The 17824-nt window shown below is 57.7% G+C and carries 18 protein-coding genes and 1 pseudogene; 5 read left to right on the plus strand and 14 right to left on the minus strand.

The annotated features are described in order from the left end of the window. A partial coding sequence (locus AC5E6N_RS16905; RefSeq protein ID WP_491748916.1) for a CaiB/BaiF CoA transferase family protein occupies positions 1–774 on the minus strand: 774 nt, incomplete at its 3' end. Between the two features lie 73 nt (positions 775–847). Between AC5E6N_RS16905 and AC5E6N_RS16910 the strand changes: the two genes are divergently transcribed. The 4 genes and pseudogenes from AC5E6N_RS16910 to AC5E6N_RS16925 all read left to right on the plus strand — a co-directional run. Then, on the plus strand, positions 848–1756 hold the full coding sequence (locus AC5E6N_RS16910; RefSeq protein ID WP_491748917.1) for a hydroxymethylglutaryl-CoA lyase: 909 nt from the start codon (positions 848–850) through the stop codon (positions 1754–1756). Continuing rightward, positions 1753–2409: a GntR family transcriptional regulator gene (locus tag AC5E6N_RS16915; RefSeq protein ID WP_491748918.1), complete on the plus strand. Its 657-nt coding sequence runs from the start codon at positions 1753–1755 to the stop codon at positions 2407–2409. Before AC5E6N_RS16910 ends, AC5E6N_RS16915 begins: the two co-directional genes overlap by 4 nt. 366 nt (positions 2410–2775) lie before the next feature. Beyond that, positions 2776–3804 carry a tetratricopeptide repeat protein gene (locus tag AC5E6N_RS16920; protein WP_491748919.1) on the plus strand — a complete coding sequence of 343 codons (1029 nt, stop codon included), beginning with the start codon at positions 2776–2778 and terminating at the stop codon, positions 3802–3804. A gap of 152 nt (positions 3805–3956) precedes the next feature. Next, positions 3957–4106: pseudogene (locus AC5E6N_RS16925) on the plus strand (IS3 family transposase); the annotation flags it as partial. 99 nt (positions 4107–4205) lie between these two features. On the opposite strand, the gene AC5E6N_RS16930 reads toward AC5E6N_RS16925, so the two are convergent. The 8 genes from AC5E6N_RS16930 to AC5E6N_RS16965 all read right to left on the minus strand — a co-directional run bounded on the left by AC5E6N_RS16930 (position 4206) and on the right by AC5E6N_RS16965 (position 11407). Then, positions 4206–4451 (minus strand): hypothetical protein, encoded by a 246-nt coding sequence (locus tag AC5E6N_RS16930; RefSeq protein ID WP_491748920.1) that lies wholly within the window; start codon positions 4449–4451, stop codon positions 4206–4208. After that, a complete protein-coding gene (locus AC5E6N_RS16935; RefSeq protein ID WP_491748921.1) occupies positions 4448–4699 on the minus strand; it encodes a type II toxin-antitoxin system Phd/YefM family antitoxin in 252 nt (83 codons plus the stop codon). Before AC5E6N_RS16935 ends, AC5E6N_RS16930 begins: the two co-directional genes overlap by 4 nt. A gap of 72 nt (positions 4700–4771) precedes the next feature. After that, positions 4772–4888, minus strand: a complete 117-nt coding sequence (locus AC5E6N_RS16940; protein ID WP_491748922.1) for a DUF3768 domain-containing protein — start codon at positions 4886–4888, stop codon at positions 4772–4774. Between the two features lie 116 nt (positions 4889–5004). After that, on the minus strand, positions 5005–6312 hold the full coding sequence (locus AC5E6N_RS16945) for a TRAP transporter large permease (protein ID WP_491748923.1): 1308 nt from the start codon (positions 6310–6312) through the stop codon (positions 5005–5007). Between the two features lie 168 nt (positions 6313–6480). Beyond that, positions 6481–6987 (minus strand): TRAP transporter small permease, encoded by a 507-nt coding sequence (locus AC5E6N_RS16950; protein ID WP_491748924.1) that lies wholly within the window; start codon positions 6985–6987, stop codon positions 6481–6483. A gap of 4 nt (positions 6988–6991) precedes the next feature. Beyond that, on the minus strand, positions 6992–7993 hold the full coding sequence (locus tag AC5E6N_RS16955) for a TRAP transporter substrate-binding protein (protein ID WP_491748925.1): 1002 nt from the start codon (positions 7991–7993) through the stop codon (positions 6992–6994). Positions 7994–8071: 78 nt separating this feature from the next. Beyond that, positions 8072–9847 (minus strand): thiamine pyrophosphate-requiring protein, encoded by a 1776-nt coding sequence (locus AC5E6N_RS16960; RefSeq protein WP_491748926.1) that lies wholly within the window; start codon positions 9845–9847, stop codon positions 8072–8074. A 111-nt stretch (positions 9848–9958) separates the two neighbouring features. Then, a complete protein-coding gene (locus AC5E6N_RS16965) occupies positions 9959–11407 on the minus strand; it encodes an aldehyde dehydrogenase (protein ID WP_491748927.1) in 1449 nt (482 codons plus the stop codon). Positions 11408–11582: 175 nt separating this feature from the next. Here AC5E6N_RS16965 and AC5E6N_RS16970 point away from each other — a divergent pair, with 175 nt between their 5' ends. Then, positions 11583–12335 carry an IclR family transcriptional regulator gene (locus tag AC5E6N_RS16970; RefSeq protein ID WP_491748928.1) on the plus strand — a complete coding sequence of 251 codons (753 nt, stop codon included), beginning with the start codon at positions 11583–11585 and terminating at the stop codon, positions 12333–12335. A gap of 145 nt (positions 12336–12480) precedes the next feature. On the opposite strand, the gene speB is transcribed toward AC5E6N_RS16970, so the two are convergent. The 5 genes from speB to AC5E6N_RS16995 all read right to left on the minus strand — a co-directional run. Further along, positions 12481–13446, minus strand: coding sequence for an agmatinase (gene speB / locus AC5E6N_RS16975; RefSeq protein ID WP_491748929.1), 966 nt, complete (start codon positions 13444–13446; stop codon positions 12481–12483). Between the two features lie 16 nt (positions 13447–13462). Further along, positions 13463–14365, minus strand: a complete 903-nt coding sequence (locus AC5E6N_RS16980; RefSeq protein ID WP_491748930.1) for a polysaccharide deacetylase family protein — start codon at positions 14363–14365, stop codon at positions 13463–13465. Continuing rightward, a complete protein-coding gene (locus AC5E6N_RS16985; protein WP_491748931.1) occupies positions 14365–15306 on the minus strand; it encodes an ABC transporter permease in 942 nt (313 codons plus the stop codon). Before AC5E6N_RS16985 ends, AC5E6N_RS16980 begins: the two co-directional genes overlap by 1 nt. After that, a complete protein-coding gene (locus AC5E6N_RS16990; RefSeq protein ID WP_491748932.1) occupies positions 15303–16415 on the minus strand; it encodes an ABC transporter permease in 1113 nt (370 codons plus the stop codon). The genes AC5E6N_RS16985 and AC5E6N_RS16990 overlap by 4 nt, the downstream gene beginning before the upstream one ends. Beyond that, a partial coding sequence (locus AC5E6N_RS16995; protein WP_491748933.1) for an ABC transporter ATP-binding protein occupies positions 16415–17824 on the minus strand: 1410 nt, incomplete at its 5' end. The genes AC5E6N_RS16990 and AC5E6N_RS16995, both read right to left, overlap by 1 nt.

Genomic DNA, 17824 nt, shown 5'->3' on the forward strand with positions numbered 1-17824 from the left:
ATTGGCTGCAATCAGCAGCAGCTTGCCATCCGCCGTGTCAAACACGTTGGAGGGCGAAACATTGGGCAAAATCGGCCCCGTTCGCTCGCGCACGTAGCCCGCGACGTCATATTCGGTGACGAGCGATTCCATCATATTGAGCACGGCCTCATAGATCGCGCTGTCAACGATTTGCCCTTTGCCCGTCCGCTCGCGGGCGTGGATCGCAAACATCGCGCCCATGCAGGCGTGAACCGCGGCCAACTCATCGCCGATGGAAATGCCCATCCGGCTGGGCTGGGTCGAGGGATCACCCACCACGTAGCGCAGCCCGCCCATCGCCTCACCAATCGAGCCATAGCCCGCGCGTTTCGAATATGGCCCGGTTTGGCCAAAGCCCGTCACCCGCACCATCACAAGACGCGGGTTGATGGCGGAAAGCTCCTCATAGCCCAGCGCCCAACGCTCCATGGTGCCGGGGCGGAAATTCTCGATCAGAATATCGGTGCTTTTGACCAGTTCGCGCACCACATCCTGCCCCTCTTTCTCGCGCAGGTTCAGCGTGATCGACCGCTTGTTGCGCGCAACAACCGGCCACCACAGCGACTTGCCATGCGGTTTCTCGCGCCCCCATTGCCGCATAGGATCGCCCACACCGGGTGCCTCGATCTTGATCACCTCGGCGCCAAAATCCGCCAGCATCTGCCCGCAGAACGGGCCCGCCAGAAGCTGGCCCATCTCCAAGACTCTCAGATCGCCGAGCGCGCCATTGCCAGTTGTTGCGGTCATCCCCATGTCCTTCGATTTCGCTTGAACTCTTCGTCCACTCGCGTATTTTGTATACCAAATTTCCATTAGGGAAGCAGAAATGTCAATATTTGTCGAGATTATCGAAGTCTCAGCCCGAGATGGTATACAGAATGAATCCAAAATTCTAAATTCGGATACGAAAATAGAGTTGATTCAGCGCGGGTTTGATGCGGGTTTGCGGCGCTTTGAGGTGACAAGTTTCGTCAACCCCAAGCGCGTCCCGCAGATGGCCGATGCCGATGAAGTGGCGTCTAAACTGCCTCAGTCCAGCGAAGCGCGCTTTATTGGACTTACCCTTAACAAACGCGGTTTTGACCGCGCGGTGGCCGGAGGATTGGATGAGGCGAACTTTGTCGTCGTGGCCTCGGATACATTCAACCGTCGCAATCAAGGGGTATCGACGGAAGAAAGCATCACCGCTTTTGCGCAGATCAAGGCCGCTAGTGAAGAAGAGATCGCCGTTGGCGTTACCATTGCAGCCGCCTTCGGCTGTCCCTTTGAAGGGGAGGTTCCGGTTTCGCGGCTGATGGAGGTGGTCGAGTCGTGCATGGCGCATGACCCGTTCGAACTAGCGCTTGCCGACACAATTGGCGTGGCCTCGCCCCGTGACATCACCGAACGGGTGAACGCCGTGCGCGCGGCATTTCCTCAGGTCAAGCTGCGCCTGCATCTGCACAACACGCGAAATACCGGCTTTGCCAATGCCTGGGCCGGGATCGAAGCTGGAGTCACAACACTCGACGCCAGCATCGGCGGCGTGGGCGGCTGCCCCTTTGCACCAAAGGCGACCGGCAATATCGCGACCGAAGATTTGGTATACATGCTTGAGCGCGCGGGCGTGCGGACAAACATCGATCTGGACAAGGCGGTGAATGCCGCGATCTGGCTGGAAGAGCAACTTGAAAGGCAAGTGCCGGGGATGGTGATGAAGGCCGGCGGCTTTCCCAAACGGAGTGCGGTGGCATGATGAATGGCAGCAACAACCCTCCTGCGATGGAGGCTATTTATCAAGAAATGCGCTCTCGCATCTTGGCGGGCAAATTCGCGCCTGGTGAACGTCTGGTGGAACAAGCATTGGCTGAAGAATTCAACGTCAGCCGGACGCCTGTGCGCGAAGCGATCCGTCGCTTGGTGCATGAAGGTTTTGTCGAGAAGGGTCCAGGCTACAGCACCCGGGTCACTGAGTTTCCTGAGGATGAACTGATACAGCTTTTTGAAATCCGGAGACGTCTTGAGAGTTTTGCCGCTGGGCGCGCTGCGAAAATGGCCAACGAAGCAGAACTTGCCGAGTTGCGCAGTTTGTCCAGACAAATGACCGCGCATACGCCGCCGAAAACCCCAGAAGACTTCAAGTTAATCACAACAGCGAATTCTAGGTTTCACCAGATTATCTACGAAGCAGCCCGCTCGCCCCGTTTGACCGCGCTGATCGCTTCGGCTGTCAATATCGGGGTCGTGGCGCGCACTTATCACAGCTACTCTGAAGCGGATCTGCTGCGAAGTGCTCAACACCATAGTGAAATCGTCGATGCCATTGAGGCTGGCGTGCCCGAATGGGCAGAAAGCGTGATGTCGTCCCATGTGCTTGCCGCTGCCGCTTCCGCGATGGCGCGCAGGTGACAAATTGCGTCCACTCAGTGCCTTGATTTGTATTGTTAAAGCGGTGGATTTCGATAAAAACTCCTGCCACAATATCTTGTGTTTGTGCCCTTTCATTAAACGCGCCCGGTGGGCGCGGTGATTGCCGGGAGGCTCTTAAGGCCGAGATATCGTTTCAAATGGGCGAACAACATCTCGACCTTCTTTCATTTTCGTCGCGCGCGCTTGTAGCTGACACTCCCGGCCAGGACACGCAGTTGCCGGCCAAGCGGTTCAACGGTTGAGACGGCAAGACAGAGGGATGGCGCATCGGTGCAGGCGGCTTTGATCGGGCATGCGCTGCAGGCTTTCTTGTCGCACTGATACCGCGTCAGCCGAAATCATGTCATGGAGCCGTTAGAGTATCGGACGCTCACATCATTAGAGCAAAAACGGAAGTTTTCTGTTTCACTCAGCACACTTATTCGGATCAGTGCTGGCTATGATCAGACATTGAAATTTCAAGAGGCACAAGAAATGGTAGCTACTCAGATAGGATCTGCGGGACCTTCAAGTGTATCACACAGTTCTCCATCGCCCAGAGTTCAGCCTTCGGTCAGTGAAAAGCCTTGCCGATTTGCTCACCCTGGCGATGACAATGTGCGATTACGCGCCCAACATTCGGGGATTTCCGAGAGACTCTACAATTTCTTCAGCCGTACCCGCGCAAGGCACAGCAATTGGAAACTGGCTCGCAAAACGACAAGTCTGAACAAATCTGAATCCAAGGCAACGAACGGTATTGTGGCGGGGCTGGTACGTGATGATTTCAAAAAGGTCTATCAAGGTTTTAAGCGACTGCATGCGGTAGACGCCAAAAAAGTTGAACTTGGGACAAACGACAAGAACGTTTCTGTTGTCAAAAAGCTTGCGAAAGATTGTGTGGCGCGTGTTCTTTCAACGGATGCACTCTTGCTTCCGGCACTGAAGAATTTCATGAAAAAGGGTGATATCAATGAATTGGTAGACCGCTATTCTGGACGTAAAACTCTTTTTCATAAAATGCTTGAGGGTTTGGAAAGAGCCAAGCTTATGCCGTCAAGTTACATCAAGGCAAGAAACGATAAGATTGAGGCGCAGCACGAGCAAATCAAAGCTTCCTTGTGTGAGTTGCAGAACGAATTGCAAATACTTCCGAAGGCAATGTTTAAACATGGAGAGCGCTATCGTGACGGTATCGGCGTGGTGGAGAATCAAAAAGAGGCAGCCCTTTGGTTTAAGAGAGCCGCTATGGCCGGTGATCGTGAGGCAATGGTAGAATGGAGCGATTGCGTTCGTCACGGGAAGGGCGTTGTGCAGAATACCATGATGGCAGATGTTTGGAGTGAGAGAGCCGCAGCGCCTGAAAACCCTAACGGGCCGGGGGTGCCCGCGTAAATCTAAGGTACGGACTGAACCGCCCGGGGTATTCTGCGAGAGTTTTACTCTCCGGCAAACCCGGGGGTGTGTTCCCCGTCAGCGACTGTGAGACAGATCGATTGTTTTGCTTGAGGAGGATTTCTTGCTCATCGTAACCACCAAGGAGTGAGATGAGCAAGAAATCCTGGCCGCATGAGACGGTCGAGAAGCATGTGAAGGACATCAAGCGTCGCATGCGCCGCAAGTTCTCCGCCGAGGAAAAGATCCGCATCGTGCTGGAGGGCCTGCGCGGCGAGTATTCCATCGCCGAGCTTTGCCGACATGCCGTTTGAAGCTTGCTGGCCGCTCTTGCATTGTGTCCGCTAGGGCTCATGCCTGGACGCCAAACCCTCTCGCGGGGTCCGGGAGGAACCGAATTCTCAGTCGCGAGAGGTCGGATGACTGGAACCGGGCTTGGCGGCCCGTTCCAAAATGGCAATACGGAGCTTGTCGAAGAACGCCTTCGGCAGATCGCCATAGACATACGCACCCTTGCGTCCCGGAATCGGTCTGAGATCGAAGCCGGGCCAAACAAACCGATTGAACTCATCAAATCGTACCCAGTGACGATCTTCATCGAGACCGAGGGACCTGGCAATGTCGGGCCGCGGTTGTGGCAGGCTCATTCAGCGAGACGACCATGTTCCGCCTCCGCGATATCCTGCAGGGCTTCGTCAGGTAGATTGTCGATGGAAAGGCCCTCCGTTTCACGGCGCTTCAGGGCCTGATAATGCTCAAATTCGCGCTGCGACAGGTAGGCGCCAACCGGTCGACCATTGCTGGAAACCGGAATTGCGCCTTGCTCGATGGCCGCATCTTTATAGCGACCGAAGTTGCGGCAGAATTCCGAGGCCGGTGTTGTGGTGGTTGACATGGATCACTCCTTGATTCTGCGCAATATACGTACTTTACGCAAAATCTGCAAACCTATGTGCGTCGCATGATGTCAATACTCCGATGCAAAGAGCAGGGTGAGGACGCGGCGGGTGAAACGCAGTTCCGTCGGATCGGACGAACCGTATTCACAGGCTTCGTCATAGAGATCGTGTCCAATCGCTTCCACAACGGGATTGCACCGGGGTTCGCGGGCGGCGCATCGATCTCGATGAGGGTCGCACCTTCAAGGGGATGGAAAACATGAATCTTCTTCATATTCCGATAACCTTTTCACAACTCGCTCTAATCCATGCGCCCTGGCAAGAAGGTTACAAGGTCTGGCAAGGCAATAAGGATGCCAAGCCGCAAAACATCGCTGAGGATAAACGGGGTGACCCCGATGAAGATGGTTGTTAGCCCAACCGTGCGCAGCACGCTCTTTATTACAAAAACGTTCATCCCCACCGGAGGCGTAATGAGGCCAAGTTCTACGGTCATCACCATGACAATGCCAAACCAGATAGGGTCGAAGCCAAGCTCCAGGATCAGCGGAAACACGATTGGCACGGTCAGCAAGATCATTGCGATGGGGTCGAGTACACAGCCAAGTGCCAAAAAGAAGAACAGCAAGACACCCAGAATGACATAGCGGTTGAGCCCGGTTTCGATGATGGCGTTCGTGAGGTTCTGCGGCACCTGGGTGATGGCAAGGAAATAGCCGAAGATGAGCGCCCCGATGAGGATGGTGAAAATAGCCGCCGTCGTGCGGACAGTATCCCGCAACGCGCAGATGAAATTCGTCCAGTTCATCCGTCGGCGAGCTAACGCAATGATGAATGCGCCTGTCGCACCCATCGCAGCCGCCTCGGTGGCCGTAAAGGCACCGCCATAGATGCCGCCGAAGATGAACACGAACAGCAGAAGGATGGCCCATACACCCCGCAGTGCTGCCAGACGCTCCGACCAGCGTGCCTTTTCAGCTGTCCGCATATCTCCTGCGGAGAACGCGGCGGCGACGCGGATCGTCGCGATGTACATCCCAGCGGCAAGTATGCCGGGGATGATTGCGCCAATGAACAGCGCACCAACGTTCTGCTCCGTTAGAATTCCATAGAGCGCGAGGGGCACTGAGGGCGGAATGATGATCCCCAGCGTGCCGCCGGCAGCGATAACACCGGACGACAGTCGTTCTGAATAACCAAGCCGCCGCATCTCCGGGAACGCAACTTTGGAGAAAGTTGCGGCTGTTGCGACAGATGAGCCGCAAATCGCGGCGAAGCCGGCGCAAGCGCCGATCGTCGCCATGCCCACCCCGCCCTTGCGATGGCCAACGCAGGCGGCAGCGAAGGCAAACAACTCCCGGCTCATACCCGACGCGGTTGCAAATGCACCCATCAAGATGAACATGGGAATGAGTGCCAGGCTGTGATACGTCGCCGTCGAGATGGGTGAACTGGACAGAAGGTTCAGCGCGATATCCCAGTTGAAACCGGTGACCGCCGCAAAGCCTGCAACGCCCGCTATTCCCATGGCAAAACCGATTGGCACGCGCAGCAGCATCAGCACAAAAAGAAGGCCGAAACCAAAGATGGCAATGAGGTCACGATCCATATGGGAAGTCCGTAGCATAAGGTGCAACGCCCCTGACCAGCGACCAAGGGAGCCGAGCATGAAACTGCAAGAAAAGAAGCAACTGATTTCCTTTTCGCGCCGGCTTTGGACAAACCATCATTTGAAGCGCGGCGCTAGAGCAAGCTGAACGGCATTTGTCCGGCACAGCTAATCGCTTGTCAGTGGTTCTGGGATGGTTTCGACCTTACCGCTCGCCACACGGACAAGACGGGCAACAGCGAGCACTTGCGCGAAGCCAAGGCCCAGCAATGCCAGTGTGTAGAAGCCTGCCACCGGCAAGTTCAGATCGATTGTGCCGACATTCGCTTTCCATGTGTCGATCACCTTCTCCGAAAACTGCCACAGGAAAAATGCAAGCGCGATGCAGATCACCAGATTCGCAAAAATATCGAGCATATACTTCACCGGTTGCGGTGAGATCGTCCAAAGCGCGTCCATTGTAATGTGCTCACCGCGGTGGCACGCACTTGCAAGCCCCCAGAAAATCACAACTCCCAAGAGGTAGCGGCTACCGTCAAAGGCATCGGGTATTCCTGTGTTGAACGCATAGCGCGCGCCAACGGCAGAAAAGGACAACACCGTCACGACGAACAGGAGTATCGCTGCGGTGTTTTCCACCGCGGCGGCAAAGCGGGAAAAGACTGTCGCAGCCATAAGCCTAGTTTTCGCCGAAGGCTGAGACAAGCTCCCGGTAGGCGGCTTCGCCATCGTAGCCGGCCTTGTTGGCGGCGGCTATCCACTCTGCCCGAACCGGTGCAACAGCGTCCTGGAAAGCTTGCAATTGCCCCTGCGTGGGCGTGTTGAGTGTGTTGCCCTGCTCGATCAGACGTTCTCTGCCAGCCGCTTCCGTTGCAAGCCACCCTTCGGAGATATGCGCCGCCCACTCACTTGTGCAGTGGCTGTCGACAGCAGATCTTGCTTGCTCCGAGAGGCCATCGTAGGTGCTTTGGTTCATCACGAAAGCGAAGTTGTTGAATGCCATATTGATATCGAGATGATTACTGACCACGTCGTTGATCCCAAAGGGAAAGAGGCTGGCCCAAGGGAACAGGATCGCATCGGCTACACCGCGCTCCAACGCCTCGCGGCTGTCGGGTGCGGAGATCTGGATGTTCGTCGCCCCCATCGCGCCGAAGTAGTTGGCCAGAGTCCGGTTCGGCAGACGGATACGCATTCCATCAACATCTTCCGGAGCGAAGACCGGTTCATTTGAGTGAAGTGCGTAGAGGCCGCCATTGAAGGTGAGGCAGAATTTCACCTCAGCCATCTCCTCATCGGCATATTGACGGTACCATCCGTCAAAAGCTTCGGTCCGCGCCGTCACCGGATCGTCAATAAGAAACGGCAGTTCAGCGACGCCGATCATCGGGAAGCGGCCGGGCTGATAACCGGTGTTGATGAAGGCTAGATCGGCGATACCACTCGCGGCCATATCGTAGTGGTCGCCGGGAGCGCCAAGCTGACGGGCGGGGAACACTGCGAACTCGATCTCGCCGCCCGATGCCTCGGCGAGCGATTCCATCCACATGGGGAACACGGTTGTATTCAAGACGTGTTGAGATGGTAGCCAATTGGCAAAACGCAGTTCCTGCGCGGTCGCCGATGTCGCGATAAAACCGATAGAGAGCGCCACAAGAACCGACTGTGTTGATATCTTCATTGGAGTTCCTCCCATTTCCATGTGAAAGGCTGCACTTTGCGTTCAGCCCGAATTTTTTGCCGATAAGAGCCCGTAACGTCATGATCTCTCATGAGACGTTCGGTCCCGGACGATGGCTATGTTCAGAAGGGCCTGTCGGCGTTCTTCGGTCACGACGCGAATTGCACGCTCGAGGGCATCGGGCAGATCAACCCCGTCCATCACTGTCTCTGTATAGGCTCGGCTTGCCTGCGCGGTTTTCGTGAAGTCAGGGCTGGGCCGAAGGGATGTAATGGGCACCTCGTTTGCCATCGGCGCGAGCCCTTGTTGGTAAAGCCCTTCGACCGAATGGCGCACGGCGCCCCATTCCTCATTGTTGAGAACCAGAACAAGGACCGGCAATCCCAACGCTTCGGCTATTTGATGGCACGCGGTCGGGTTCGCAAACATGTAGGAGCCGTCACCCAACGTCGCGACAACGAGGCGATCAGGGGCAGCAATCTGGGCGCCCAGAGCGGCCGGAAAGCCCCAACCGAGACCCCCGGAAAAAGGCTCCTGGAAATAGCTGTTGTGCGCATCGAGATCGAGTGGAGCCAGTGGAGCGCCGAGTTCGTGAAAAACCGTCGCCGGCCGGCCCTTCAGTGCACGCCCGAGACAAAGACTTACCCAGTCCTTCGTCATTGGTGCTCTTGCGCCGCGTTCTGCGCTAAGGAGCACTTCGGCGCGCAGATCAGCCGCCTTGGAAGTGATTGCATCACGTCGTGTCGAGAGCATTCTCGATTGCGCTCGGGGGCTGCCCATCTGAGACATCAGCGCGGCCAGAGTTTCCGCCGTCTCGCCCGCCAGCGAGATGTCGGCACGGAAGTTGCGCACTGGCGTGCGGGCGAACAGCGGGTCAGGCCCGAGATGGATGACGGTTACATCATCTCGCAAGACAGTTGCATCCGGCCACCAAGGCGCGAGGCTGTCGATGACAAGCACCACATCGGCCTCAGCAAGCAGCTCGCGTGGATCCATTCCGACATTCATTGGATGATCCGCCGCAAGGCTCAGCCGGTTTGCCCAATATTGGCACACCGGCAGTGCCCAAGCTGACACGAATTCTGAAAAGGAATCGAAAATCCCGGTGCTGCCCAGTCCGCGCTGAGCGATGACAAGGGGGGTCTTGGCGCGCTTCAACGCCTTCACGCCATCCGCCAAAGCTTCTGGATCGACCGCTGTCTTCGCCGGGTTCATGATCGGCTCCGCCCGTGCAGCATCCACCGAGATTGGCTCGCAAAGAACTTCCCGTGGCAAACTGAGGTACACAGGGCCGGCTGGTGTCGAGTTCGCGATGGCGGCTGCGCGGTCAATCAACCCCGGCAGTTGCTCAGGGAAGCGGAGCTCATAGTCCCATTTCGACACTTCGCGAACCAGTGCAGCCTGATCGAACATTTCTTGCCCCCAACCGATCGGAACAGTGCGGGCCCCGAAGCGCCCTCCCTCCGCCACTGGTGTACGGCCTGACATCATCAGCACCGGCACGTTGTCGCACGCAGCATTGATCGCCCCCGTCGCCCCGTTCGCGAGACCGACGTTGGTGTGCAAAATGACGGCCTGCATTTTCCCCGACATCAGATAGTAGCCATGCGCCATGCCCAATGCTGCATGCTCATGCGGGCAAGTCACCGGCGTCGGCAGGTCCATGCCTGCCTGTGTCGCTTCGATGAGCCCCTCGATGATCGGCGGGAAGTCCGTCCCGGAGTTTGCGAAGACGTACTCGACACCAACCGATTTAAGCTTGCCGAATAGCGCTCCACCTGCCGACACGATGGCCTCTGCCTTGAGATCGCTGACGTGTTCCAACATGAAGTCCTCGGTGTTACGTATTTGCATGGGTGGCGTTCCGCCCCCTGCTGGCCTGCCTATCGGCGGTGGCATTTTCGTTTCACAGGCTGGTTCGGGATATGCGCACCGCCAAGACATGCCTGGCGATCTGGCAACCCATCAGATCGGATAATGCTGTGTGGGGTCTTCGATCGTAATCCACCGCAACTCGGTAAATTCCGCAATGGCCGCCGAGCCACCGAACCGGCCATACCCGGAGCGCTTTGTGCCGCCGAAGGGCATTTGCGCTTCGTCGCCAACCGTTGGCCCATTGATATGGCAAATGCCCGACTGGATGCGCTTGCCAACCTCAAGAGCACGGCGTGTGTCGCGTCCAAAAACAGAAGCCGTCAGGCCGTACTGTGTGTCGTTGGCGACCCGCACCGCTGCCTCCTCATCCGAAACGCGGATGACGGTGGTGACCGGGCCGAAGCTTTCGTCTGAATAGATCGCCATCTCTGCCGTCACATGATCGAGGATGGTTGCCGGCATGATTGTACCTTCCCTGGGTGCCCCACCGGTGAGCACGGTCGCGCCTTTGGCAACGGCGTCTTCAATCAACTGCTCAAGTCTATCAATGCTTATCCGGTCAACGACCGAAGCAAGATGCACCTTCTCGGAAGGCGGCCCGGCAACAAGCGCCTCGGCCCGCTCCTTGAATCGCGCCACGAAAGCGTCGGCGACTGGCTCAAGAAGAACGATCTTCTCTGTTGACATGCAGATCTGGCCCTGGTTGAAGAAAGCCCCGAAGATGGCGGCGTTCACCGCGCCCTCGATGTCGGCGTCCTCAAGCACAATCTGTGGTGCCTTACCCCCTAGCTCCAGGAGGCACGGTTTGAGGTGCTTGGCCGCTCGCTCGGCAACAATCTGCCCGACCTTCGTGGATCCCGTGAAGTTAATACGCCGCGTCAAAGGGTGATCTATAAGAGCGTTCACAACCTCCGGTGCGTTCTCCGCCGCATGGGTCAAGATGTTGAGAACACCGGCAGGCAGTCCACCCACAGCCATGGCATCGCCAATGAGGCGGTGCGTAGCCGGACACTTCTCGGAGGCCTTCAAGACCACCGTATTGCCACACGCGAGCGCCATTGCGAACGCGCGTACGGCAAGAATGACAGGCGCATTCCATGGCGCCATCCCAACCAATACGCCGACCGGCTGGCGGTAGCCCATAGCCATTGACCCTGGCTTCTCAGAGGGAATGATCTCTCCCTTAATCCGGGTCGTCATCGATGCTGCTTCTCGCAGCATGTTGGCGGCCAGCATGACGTTAAAGCCGATCCATGGCGCGGTGGCGCCGATTTCCTCACCGCCGATTTTGATGAACTCAGGCGCCTTTGCGTCCAATGCGTCGGCGCACGCATTCAAAATTGCACGCCGTTTTGCCGGACCAAGTGTGGACCAAAGCGGAAACGCTGCCGCACAGGACTTCACCGCTCGATCCACATCAACGTCCCCTGCAGCGGCCGCGGTGGACACGACCTCGGCGTCGATGGGGCTTTGTCGGTTGAATACCGACCCTGCAGCAGCCTCGACATTTTCGTTGTCGATGAGCAGTCCTACCCGCATGGCTTCCACCTTTATCTCACATATAGACATTAAAATCACCATAAGTAAGAAAATTGGAATAATCAATCAATTATATGGGCATTATAGCTCACTATGTGAGATTAAGTTTGAATTCGCTGTAGTCGAGCGATAGGCTCACGATAGGGGTGCGAACATAGGGTGAAGGGTCAGGGACATGTCGACGAAAGCAAACGAGTCCGTTCTGAAATGCTTCGAGATTCTTGGGTTGATCGAAAGTGGCCGCCCCGAGATCAGTGCAAGGACGGTTGTCAACGAGCTCGGTCTCAAGCCGGCAACGGCCCATCGGTTTCTCGCAACATTGCTCCGCGTGGGAGCGCTGGCGACTTACCGACGCGGCAGCTACTGCATAGGTCCGCGGATCTGGGAGCTCGGCCAGATCGAGCAACTTACAAATCCGATGGCCAATGTGGTTAAACCGGTGATCGACGCGGTTAGCCAGGATCTCAACGAATCGGTGATGGCAAGCAGGCTGTCCCGCGCCGGGCCGATTTGCATGGCGGTGGCAATTCCGAACCGGCCGTTCAACATTAACATCAAGGTCGGAACAATCTTGCCCCTGCATTCAACCGCTCAAGGCAAGCTCTGGCTTGCTTCGCTCTCGGCCAAAGAGCGCCGCGCCCGACTTGGCGCTTATCGATTGGTTGCGACAACGGAAAATACGCTCCACGATCGCAAGGCGCTTGAAACTGAGCTGGAGCTGATCCGCTCCCGCGGCTACGCGGTGAATCGCGGTGAGAACGAGTCCGACATCGGAGCCGTTTCGGTGCCCGTTTTTGATGATCAAGGCGAGACCATCTTGTCAATCTCACTGTTTGGTCTCGTTAGTCGTTTCAATGACGCTTTCATCGCAGCGGCCGTGCCGCGGCTCAAGCAGGCCGCCATAGAGGTTACAAGAAAATCGCAATGAGGGAGCGCTGGATGAGCAAGGCCGGGTCAGAAACCAAAATCGCCACGGCCAAATGCGTCAATATAATAGCGCAACGGATAGCGGCGCCGAGCCGCTCGACGAAGCGCTAACGCGGATAATCGCGGAAGCTGACCGGGTGCCTTTCCTATTCCCTCATCTCTCTTTGATGCAGGGTCCGCCCGATGATGTTCATGAGCAACTGCGCTGCAAGGATCTGGGTTGATCCTGTTTGGTCATAATCGGGCGCGACTTCCACAAGATCCAACCCGACGATGTCGCCGCGCTTGACGAGGCCCGCCATCAGTTCCAGCACTTCATAGTAGACGAACCCCCCGTGGCTTGGGGTGCCGGTGCCCGGTGCGACCGATGGGTCGAAGGCGTCAATATCGATGGTCACATAGTAGCGCACGCCGGACGGGATGCGCGCCAGCATCGCGTCGATCCCCATTTTGCGGACCTGACGCACCGATTGAATGTCGGCCCCCATGTTCCGGGCATCCACATAGCCGTCACGCGCGGTGGAAGACACGTTGCGGATGCCGATCTGACTCAGCCCGGTGACATAGGATTTCTCGGCAGCGCGACGCATCGGATTGCCGTGACCGTAGCGTACGCCATGCCGCTCGTCGACGAAATCGAGGTGCGCGTCGATCTGCACCACATGGATCGGGTCCTGGTCATCAAAGGCGTTGACGCAGGGAACGTTGACCGAGTGATCGCCGCCGAGAATCACGGGCAATGCGCCTGCCTTGAGAATCTTGCGAACGCCAAGTTCAATGTTGGCATGGCTTTTAGCCGTGTCGGTATGGACGATATCGGCATCGCCGATATCGACAATGGTGACCTTCTCCGGATCGAGATAAGTGACGTCATCTTCATGGTCGTAAGCCCCGGCATGGCCGAAAGAAAACAATGTCGAGGCTTCGCGAATGGCGCGCGGCCCCATGCGTGCGCCAGACCGCCACTGGCACCCGAAATCAAAGGGAGCGCCCAAGACCGCCACATCAGCTTCAATCGCGTCCCAGTCCTCGACATACGGATATTTTCCGAATGTGCAGATCCCGACAAAGGGGAGGTTCAGGCGGCCGGAGTCATAGCCATGTTTGGACATTTCGCTTTCCTCTTGTTCATACCCTGACCGGCTCGGCGTATTGTGGCATTTTCACCCGACGCGGCGCGTATGTTCCGTTCCGTGTGACCTTTTCGACATGCGCCGCGATTTCTTCCATCGGGGCGAACCAAACGTCGCCGCGGCTGAGGACCCCTTCCAGGAAGTCGGCGACAACGTCCCACCGCGACAGCCGTCCCGTTGCAAAGGGGTGAACCACCGGCACCCATAGGCCGCCGTGACGATAGGCGGATTCGAACTCCTGCGCGAACGCTTCCCACCCGGTGCGCGGTGCGCGGATTGGCATCATGTAGTCGAGATCCATCGACTGTACATATTGCGGCCAGTCATCGAGCCCCCAATGCGACGGCAATTCGACAAAGCGGCCGTTGCTGGTTTCGATCCAGTAGGGCACGTCATCGCCCATCAGCGATGCGTCATAACGAAAGCCGCGTTCGACCAGCAGATCGGCGGAATGGTTTGAGAAGTTGTAGAGCGGCGCGCGCCAGCCGCGGGGGCGGGCCCCCGTCATCCGCTCGATCACCTCAGTCGCGCGGTCCATCCACAAAGCCTGTTCCTCGCAGCTCTGGCGCACAGGGTTTTCGTGAAGATATCCGTGATGTCCGATCTCATGCCCGCCCTCAAGCATGGTCTCAACGGCCTGGGGATATGTCTCGATACACCAGGCCGGGACAAAGAAGGTCTGTTTGATACCCAACCGCCGATAGGTTTCGACGATGCGGGGCACTGCCACCGTCGGCCCATATTGCAGCATCGAAATCGGTGAGACGCGACGATACCCATCCTTGGGGTGGTCAAGATGAATGAGGCTGTCCGCGTCCATGTCAAATGTGACGCAGCAGGCGCATCTTGCACCGTTTGGCCAGGGCACCGGATTTTGGATCATGTCTTGCTTGACCATCACTTGCCTCCCCGCTCATACCGTGTGCCGATGGCCGCCGGCGGACGCACCTTGCCGGCAAAGAGCACGAGCGCCAGGAACGAGGCCACGAAGGGCACCATGGAAAAGAGCTGATACGGCACATCGGGGCTGTTGAATTGCAGCCTGAGTTGCAAAGCGTCTGAAAGGCCGAAAAACAAGCACGCCAGAAGGGCCCCGATTGGATTCCAGCGCCCAAGAATGAGGGCCGCAAGTGCAATGAAACCCTTTCCGGCGCTCATGTGTTCGGTGAAGACAAAGACTTGAGAGAGCACCAGATAGCATCCTCCAAGACCGGCCATGGCGCAGCTTGCCAACACTGCGACGAGCCGAACCGTTGGAACACTGACGCCTGCGCTGTCGGCGGCAACCGGATAGTCGCCCACCGCGCGCAGGTTCAGGCCCCAGGGCGTTTTGAAGATGACCCACCACACCAGCGGCACCAGCAGGTACATCAGATAGGTCAGGAGGTCCTGATGGAACAAAACAGGCCCCAGAACCGGAATGGCCGACAGGCCCGGAATGACGATAGGCTGGAAGCCCGGCAGGGTCGACGTGGCGTCGGCTCCGAGGATCAGGCGCGCCAGATAAGATGTCAGGCCAAGCATCAATATGTTGATGGCAATGCCGGCAACAAGCTGGTTGATTGCAAGGCCGACGGCCAATCCAGCCAGGATAAGTCCCGCCACCATTGCGACGAAAACACCCAGAAACACCCCTGCATAAGGTGTCCCGATCAGATAAGCGCCGACAGCTGCACCAAATGCGCCGCCGAGTATGCAGCCTTCGAGCGCGATGTTGAACACGCCCGAGCGCTCCGCGATTACGCCGCCTACCGCGGCAAAGATGATCGGGATGGAAAGGCGCAGACCGGTCGACAGGAAATCGGTCAGAGCCTGCGGGTCGGTGAGGAACTCAATCATGTCCCGTCTCCGTTCCTTACGCCGTCAAACGTATCGCCCACTTCGGCGTCAAGGCGGCGGCGACGGCGTATTAGGCGGGCCGCCCATCTCTGAGCGTCGTACTTCAGGCCCAGGCTCGCGGCGACAAAGATGATCACGAGCCCCTGAATGGCCTCGATGACCGTGCTTTCCAGCCCTACGGCCCGCTGCATGACAAGCGCGCCCGACTTAAGGCCCGCCAGGAAAAATGCGGCGACCGGCGCGACCAGCGGGTTCACCATGGCCAGGAAGGCCACCACAATCCCATCAAACCCGTAACCAGGGGAGAAATTGTGGAAGAGCCGGTACTTCAATCCAAGAACCTCGAATGTACCGGCCAGACCGCCAATGGCGCCGGCCGCGAACATCACACCAACAATGTAAGGCTTGACCGGCACGCCGGCATATCTTGCCGCGGCGGCGTTCTTGCCGATCATTTCGAGTGCGAATCCCGCCGTGGAATAGCGAAGCAGGATAAACATGGTCAGTGCGAACCCCAGGGCGAACACAACGCCGGCATGCGCATCTGTTGCCGGCATGATCCAGGGCAACCAGAGCTCCTGGCGGATTTCTTCCGAGTAGGGGTAGGGCGCGCCCTCCTGCATCATCGGCCCTCCCGCCACATAGCTGACGATGTTGATGGCGATGAAGTTCAAAAGGATCGTCAGGATCACTTCGTTCATGCCGTGATAGGCTTTCAGATAGCCCGGGATCAGCCCCCAGAAGCCGCCGCCCAACACGCCGGCGACTATACAGATCGGCACATGAATCCAGGCGGGCATTTCCGGCAACAGCAGCGCCGCCATCGCCGAAAACAGACCGCCCATATAGATCTGCCCTTCGACGCCGATATTGAGGAGACCCGCTCGCAAGGGCAGGATCACCGCCAGTCCGGCCAGTAGGATGGGTGAAGTCTTGACCAGCGTTCCGGCAAGGCCCCAATAGTCAAAATACGCGCCCTTGAAGAGCTCATAGTAGGCCGCAAAGGGTGAAACGCCCGCCAGCATGATGAGTCCTGAGCCGACCAGCAGCGCAAGCAGAACGGCCCAAACCGGCCGAAGAGCATAAATGTAACGGATTGCGGAGAGCATTATACGGCCACCTGTGCCGAGAGCCCGCCCATAAGCGCACCGATACGCTCGTCGGTCACTTCATCCGGTGTCAGCGTTCCGGTGATTTGACCGGCGCACATCACGGCAATGCGGTCGGCGACCGTCATGATGTGCTCCAGCTCCGTTGAAATGTAGAGAATGGCTTTGCCGGCGGCCCGCTCCCGCATCACCGAGCGTTGCACTGTCTCAATCGCGCCGACATCCAGGCCCTTGCAAGGCTGCATGACGACAAGGACGCGCGGGTCACATTCCACTTCTCGGGCGAAGATCAACTTCTGCTGGTTTCCGCCGGATAGAAATCGCACCTTCTGATCAATGGATTGCAGGCGTACATCGTAGCGATCGACCCATTCCTGCGCGGTCGCGCGGGCATGCGACCGGTCCAGGAGCCCATTGCTCGAGAAAGGCGGGACGCGAAAGTCACGCATGATTGCGTTGTGCACAACCGGGAAGTCCAGAACCAACCCAATGTGATGTCGGTCTTCTGGCACATAGGACAGATCGTGCGTGTGGCGCCGGGCATGAGCTGAGCTTTTGGTAACGTCCACGCCGTCAATCGTGACCGTGCCGGCCTCGGGCACATGCAGCCCGGCCACGACGTTGGCGAGTTCCGCCTGTCCATTGCCATCCACGCCGGCCACGCCCAGGACTTCGCCTGCACGGATGTCCAGGGACACGCCCTTTAGTGCTTCAATCCCGCGTGAATCGCGCGCGCGCAGTCCTTCGACGCGAAAAATCACCTCACCGGGTTTGGCGTCACCACGGTCCATCTTGTCATGGACCACCTCGCGCCCAACCATCAGGCGCGCCATCTCCTTGGCGCTTGAGCCGGCGACCCTGACTTCGGCGCTGACACGACCATGCTGCATGATCGTGACAGTATCCGCGACGGCCTCGACCTCATCGAGCTTGTGGGTGATGAAGATCACCGTTTTGCCGGACGCGCGCAGGCGTTGCAGGCCGTCCAGGAAGCTGGATATTTCATTCGGCGCCAGAACGCTGGTCGGTTCGTCGAGAATGATGATGTCCGCATCGCGGAACAGAACCTTCAGGATCTCAACCCGCTGGCGCATGCCGATGGGCAGTTTCCAGACCTCCTGGTGCGGGTCGATGTCGAACTTGTACTCTGCGGAGAGTTCCGACAGCCGCTGCTCGATGCGCTCCAGCTTCAGGGTCCAGCCCTGATCAGGCAGACCAAGCGCCACGTTCTCGGCGACGGTCAAGCTGTCCACCAGCATGAAATGCTGATGAATCATTCCAATCCCCATCTTCATCGCCTTTTTCGGTGAGGTGATGATGGCGGGTTCGTCGTTCAAACAGATTTGTCCCTCTTCGGGCTGATAAAGCCCAAAGAGAATATTCATGAGCGTTGTCTTGCCCGCGCCATT

The sequence above is a fragment of the Hoeflea sp. genome, assembly GCF_984452065.1.

Excerpts from the sequence above, each read along its gene's own strand:
- AC5E6N_RS16935 (WP_491748921.1), bottom strand. The coding sequence starts at position 4,699 with ATGTCAACCACCACAACACCGGCCTCGGAATTCTGCCGCAACTTCGGT.
- AC5E6N_RS16990 (WP_491748932.1), bottom strand. The coding sequence starts at position 16,415 with ATGCTCTCCGCAATCCGTTACATTTATGCTCTTCGGCCGGTTTGGGCC.
- speB (WP_491748929.1), bottom strand. The coding sequence starts at position 13,446 with ATGTCCAAACATGGCTATGACTCCGGCCGCCTGAACCTCCCCTTTGTC.
- AC5E6N_RS16955 (WP_491748925.1), bottom strand. The coding sequence starts at position 7,993 with ATGAAGATATCAACACAGTCGGTTCTTGTGGCGCTCTCTATCGGTTTT.
- AC5E6N_RS16950 (WP_491748924.1), bottom strand. The coding sequence starts at position 6,987 with ATGGCTGCGACAGTCTTTTCCCGCTTTGCCGCCGCGGTGGAAAACACC.
- AC5E6N_RS16960 (WP_491748926.1), bottom strand. The coding sequence starts at position 9,847 with ATGCAAATACGTAACACCGAGGACTTCATGTTGGAACACGTCAGCGAT.
- AC5E6N_RS16930 (WP_491748920.1), bottom strand. The coding sequence starts at position 4,451 with ATGAGCCTGCCACAACCGCGGCCCGACATTGCCAGGTCCCTCGGTCTC.
- AC5E6N_RS16970 (WP_491748928.1), top strand. The coding sequence starts at position 11,583 with ATGTCGACGAAAGCAAACGAGTCCGTTCTGAAATGCTTCGAGATTCTT.
- AC5E6N_RS16910 (WP_491748917.1), top strand. The coding sequence starts at position 848 with ATGTCAATATTTGTCGAGATTATCGAAGTCTCAGCCCGAGATGGTATA.
- AC5E6N_RS16980 (WP_491748930.1), bottom strand. The coding sequence starts at position 14,365 with ATGGTCAAGCAAGACATGATCCAAAATCCGGTGCCCTGGCCAAACGGT.
- AC5E6N_RS16985 (WP_491748931.1), bottom strand. The coding sequence starts at position 15,306 with ATGATTGAGTTCCTCACCGACCCGCAGGCTCTGACCGATTTCCTGTCG.
- AC5E6N_RS16965 (WP_491748927.1), bottom strand. The coding sequence starts at position 11,407 with ATGCGGGTAGGACTGCTCATCGACAACGAAAATGTCGAGGCTGCTGCA.
- AC5E6N_RS16915 (WP_491748918.1), top strand. The coding sequence starts at position 1,753 with ATGATGAATGGCAGCAACAACCCTCCTGCGATGGAGGCTATTTATCAA.
- AC5E6N_RS16945 (WP_491748923.1), bottom strand. The coding sequence starts at position 6,312 with ATGGATCGTGACCTCATTGCCATCTTTGGTTTCGGCCTTCTTTTTGTG.
- AC5E6N_RS16920 (WP_491748919.1), top strand. The coding sequence starts at position 2,776 with ATGGAGCCGTTAGAGTATCGGACGCTCACATCATTAGAGCAAAAACGG.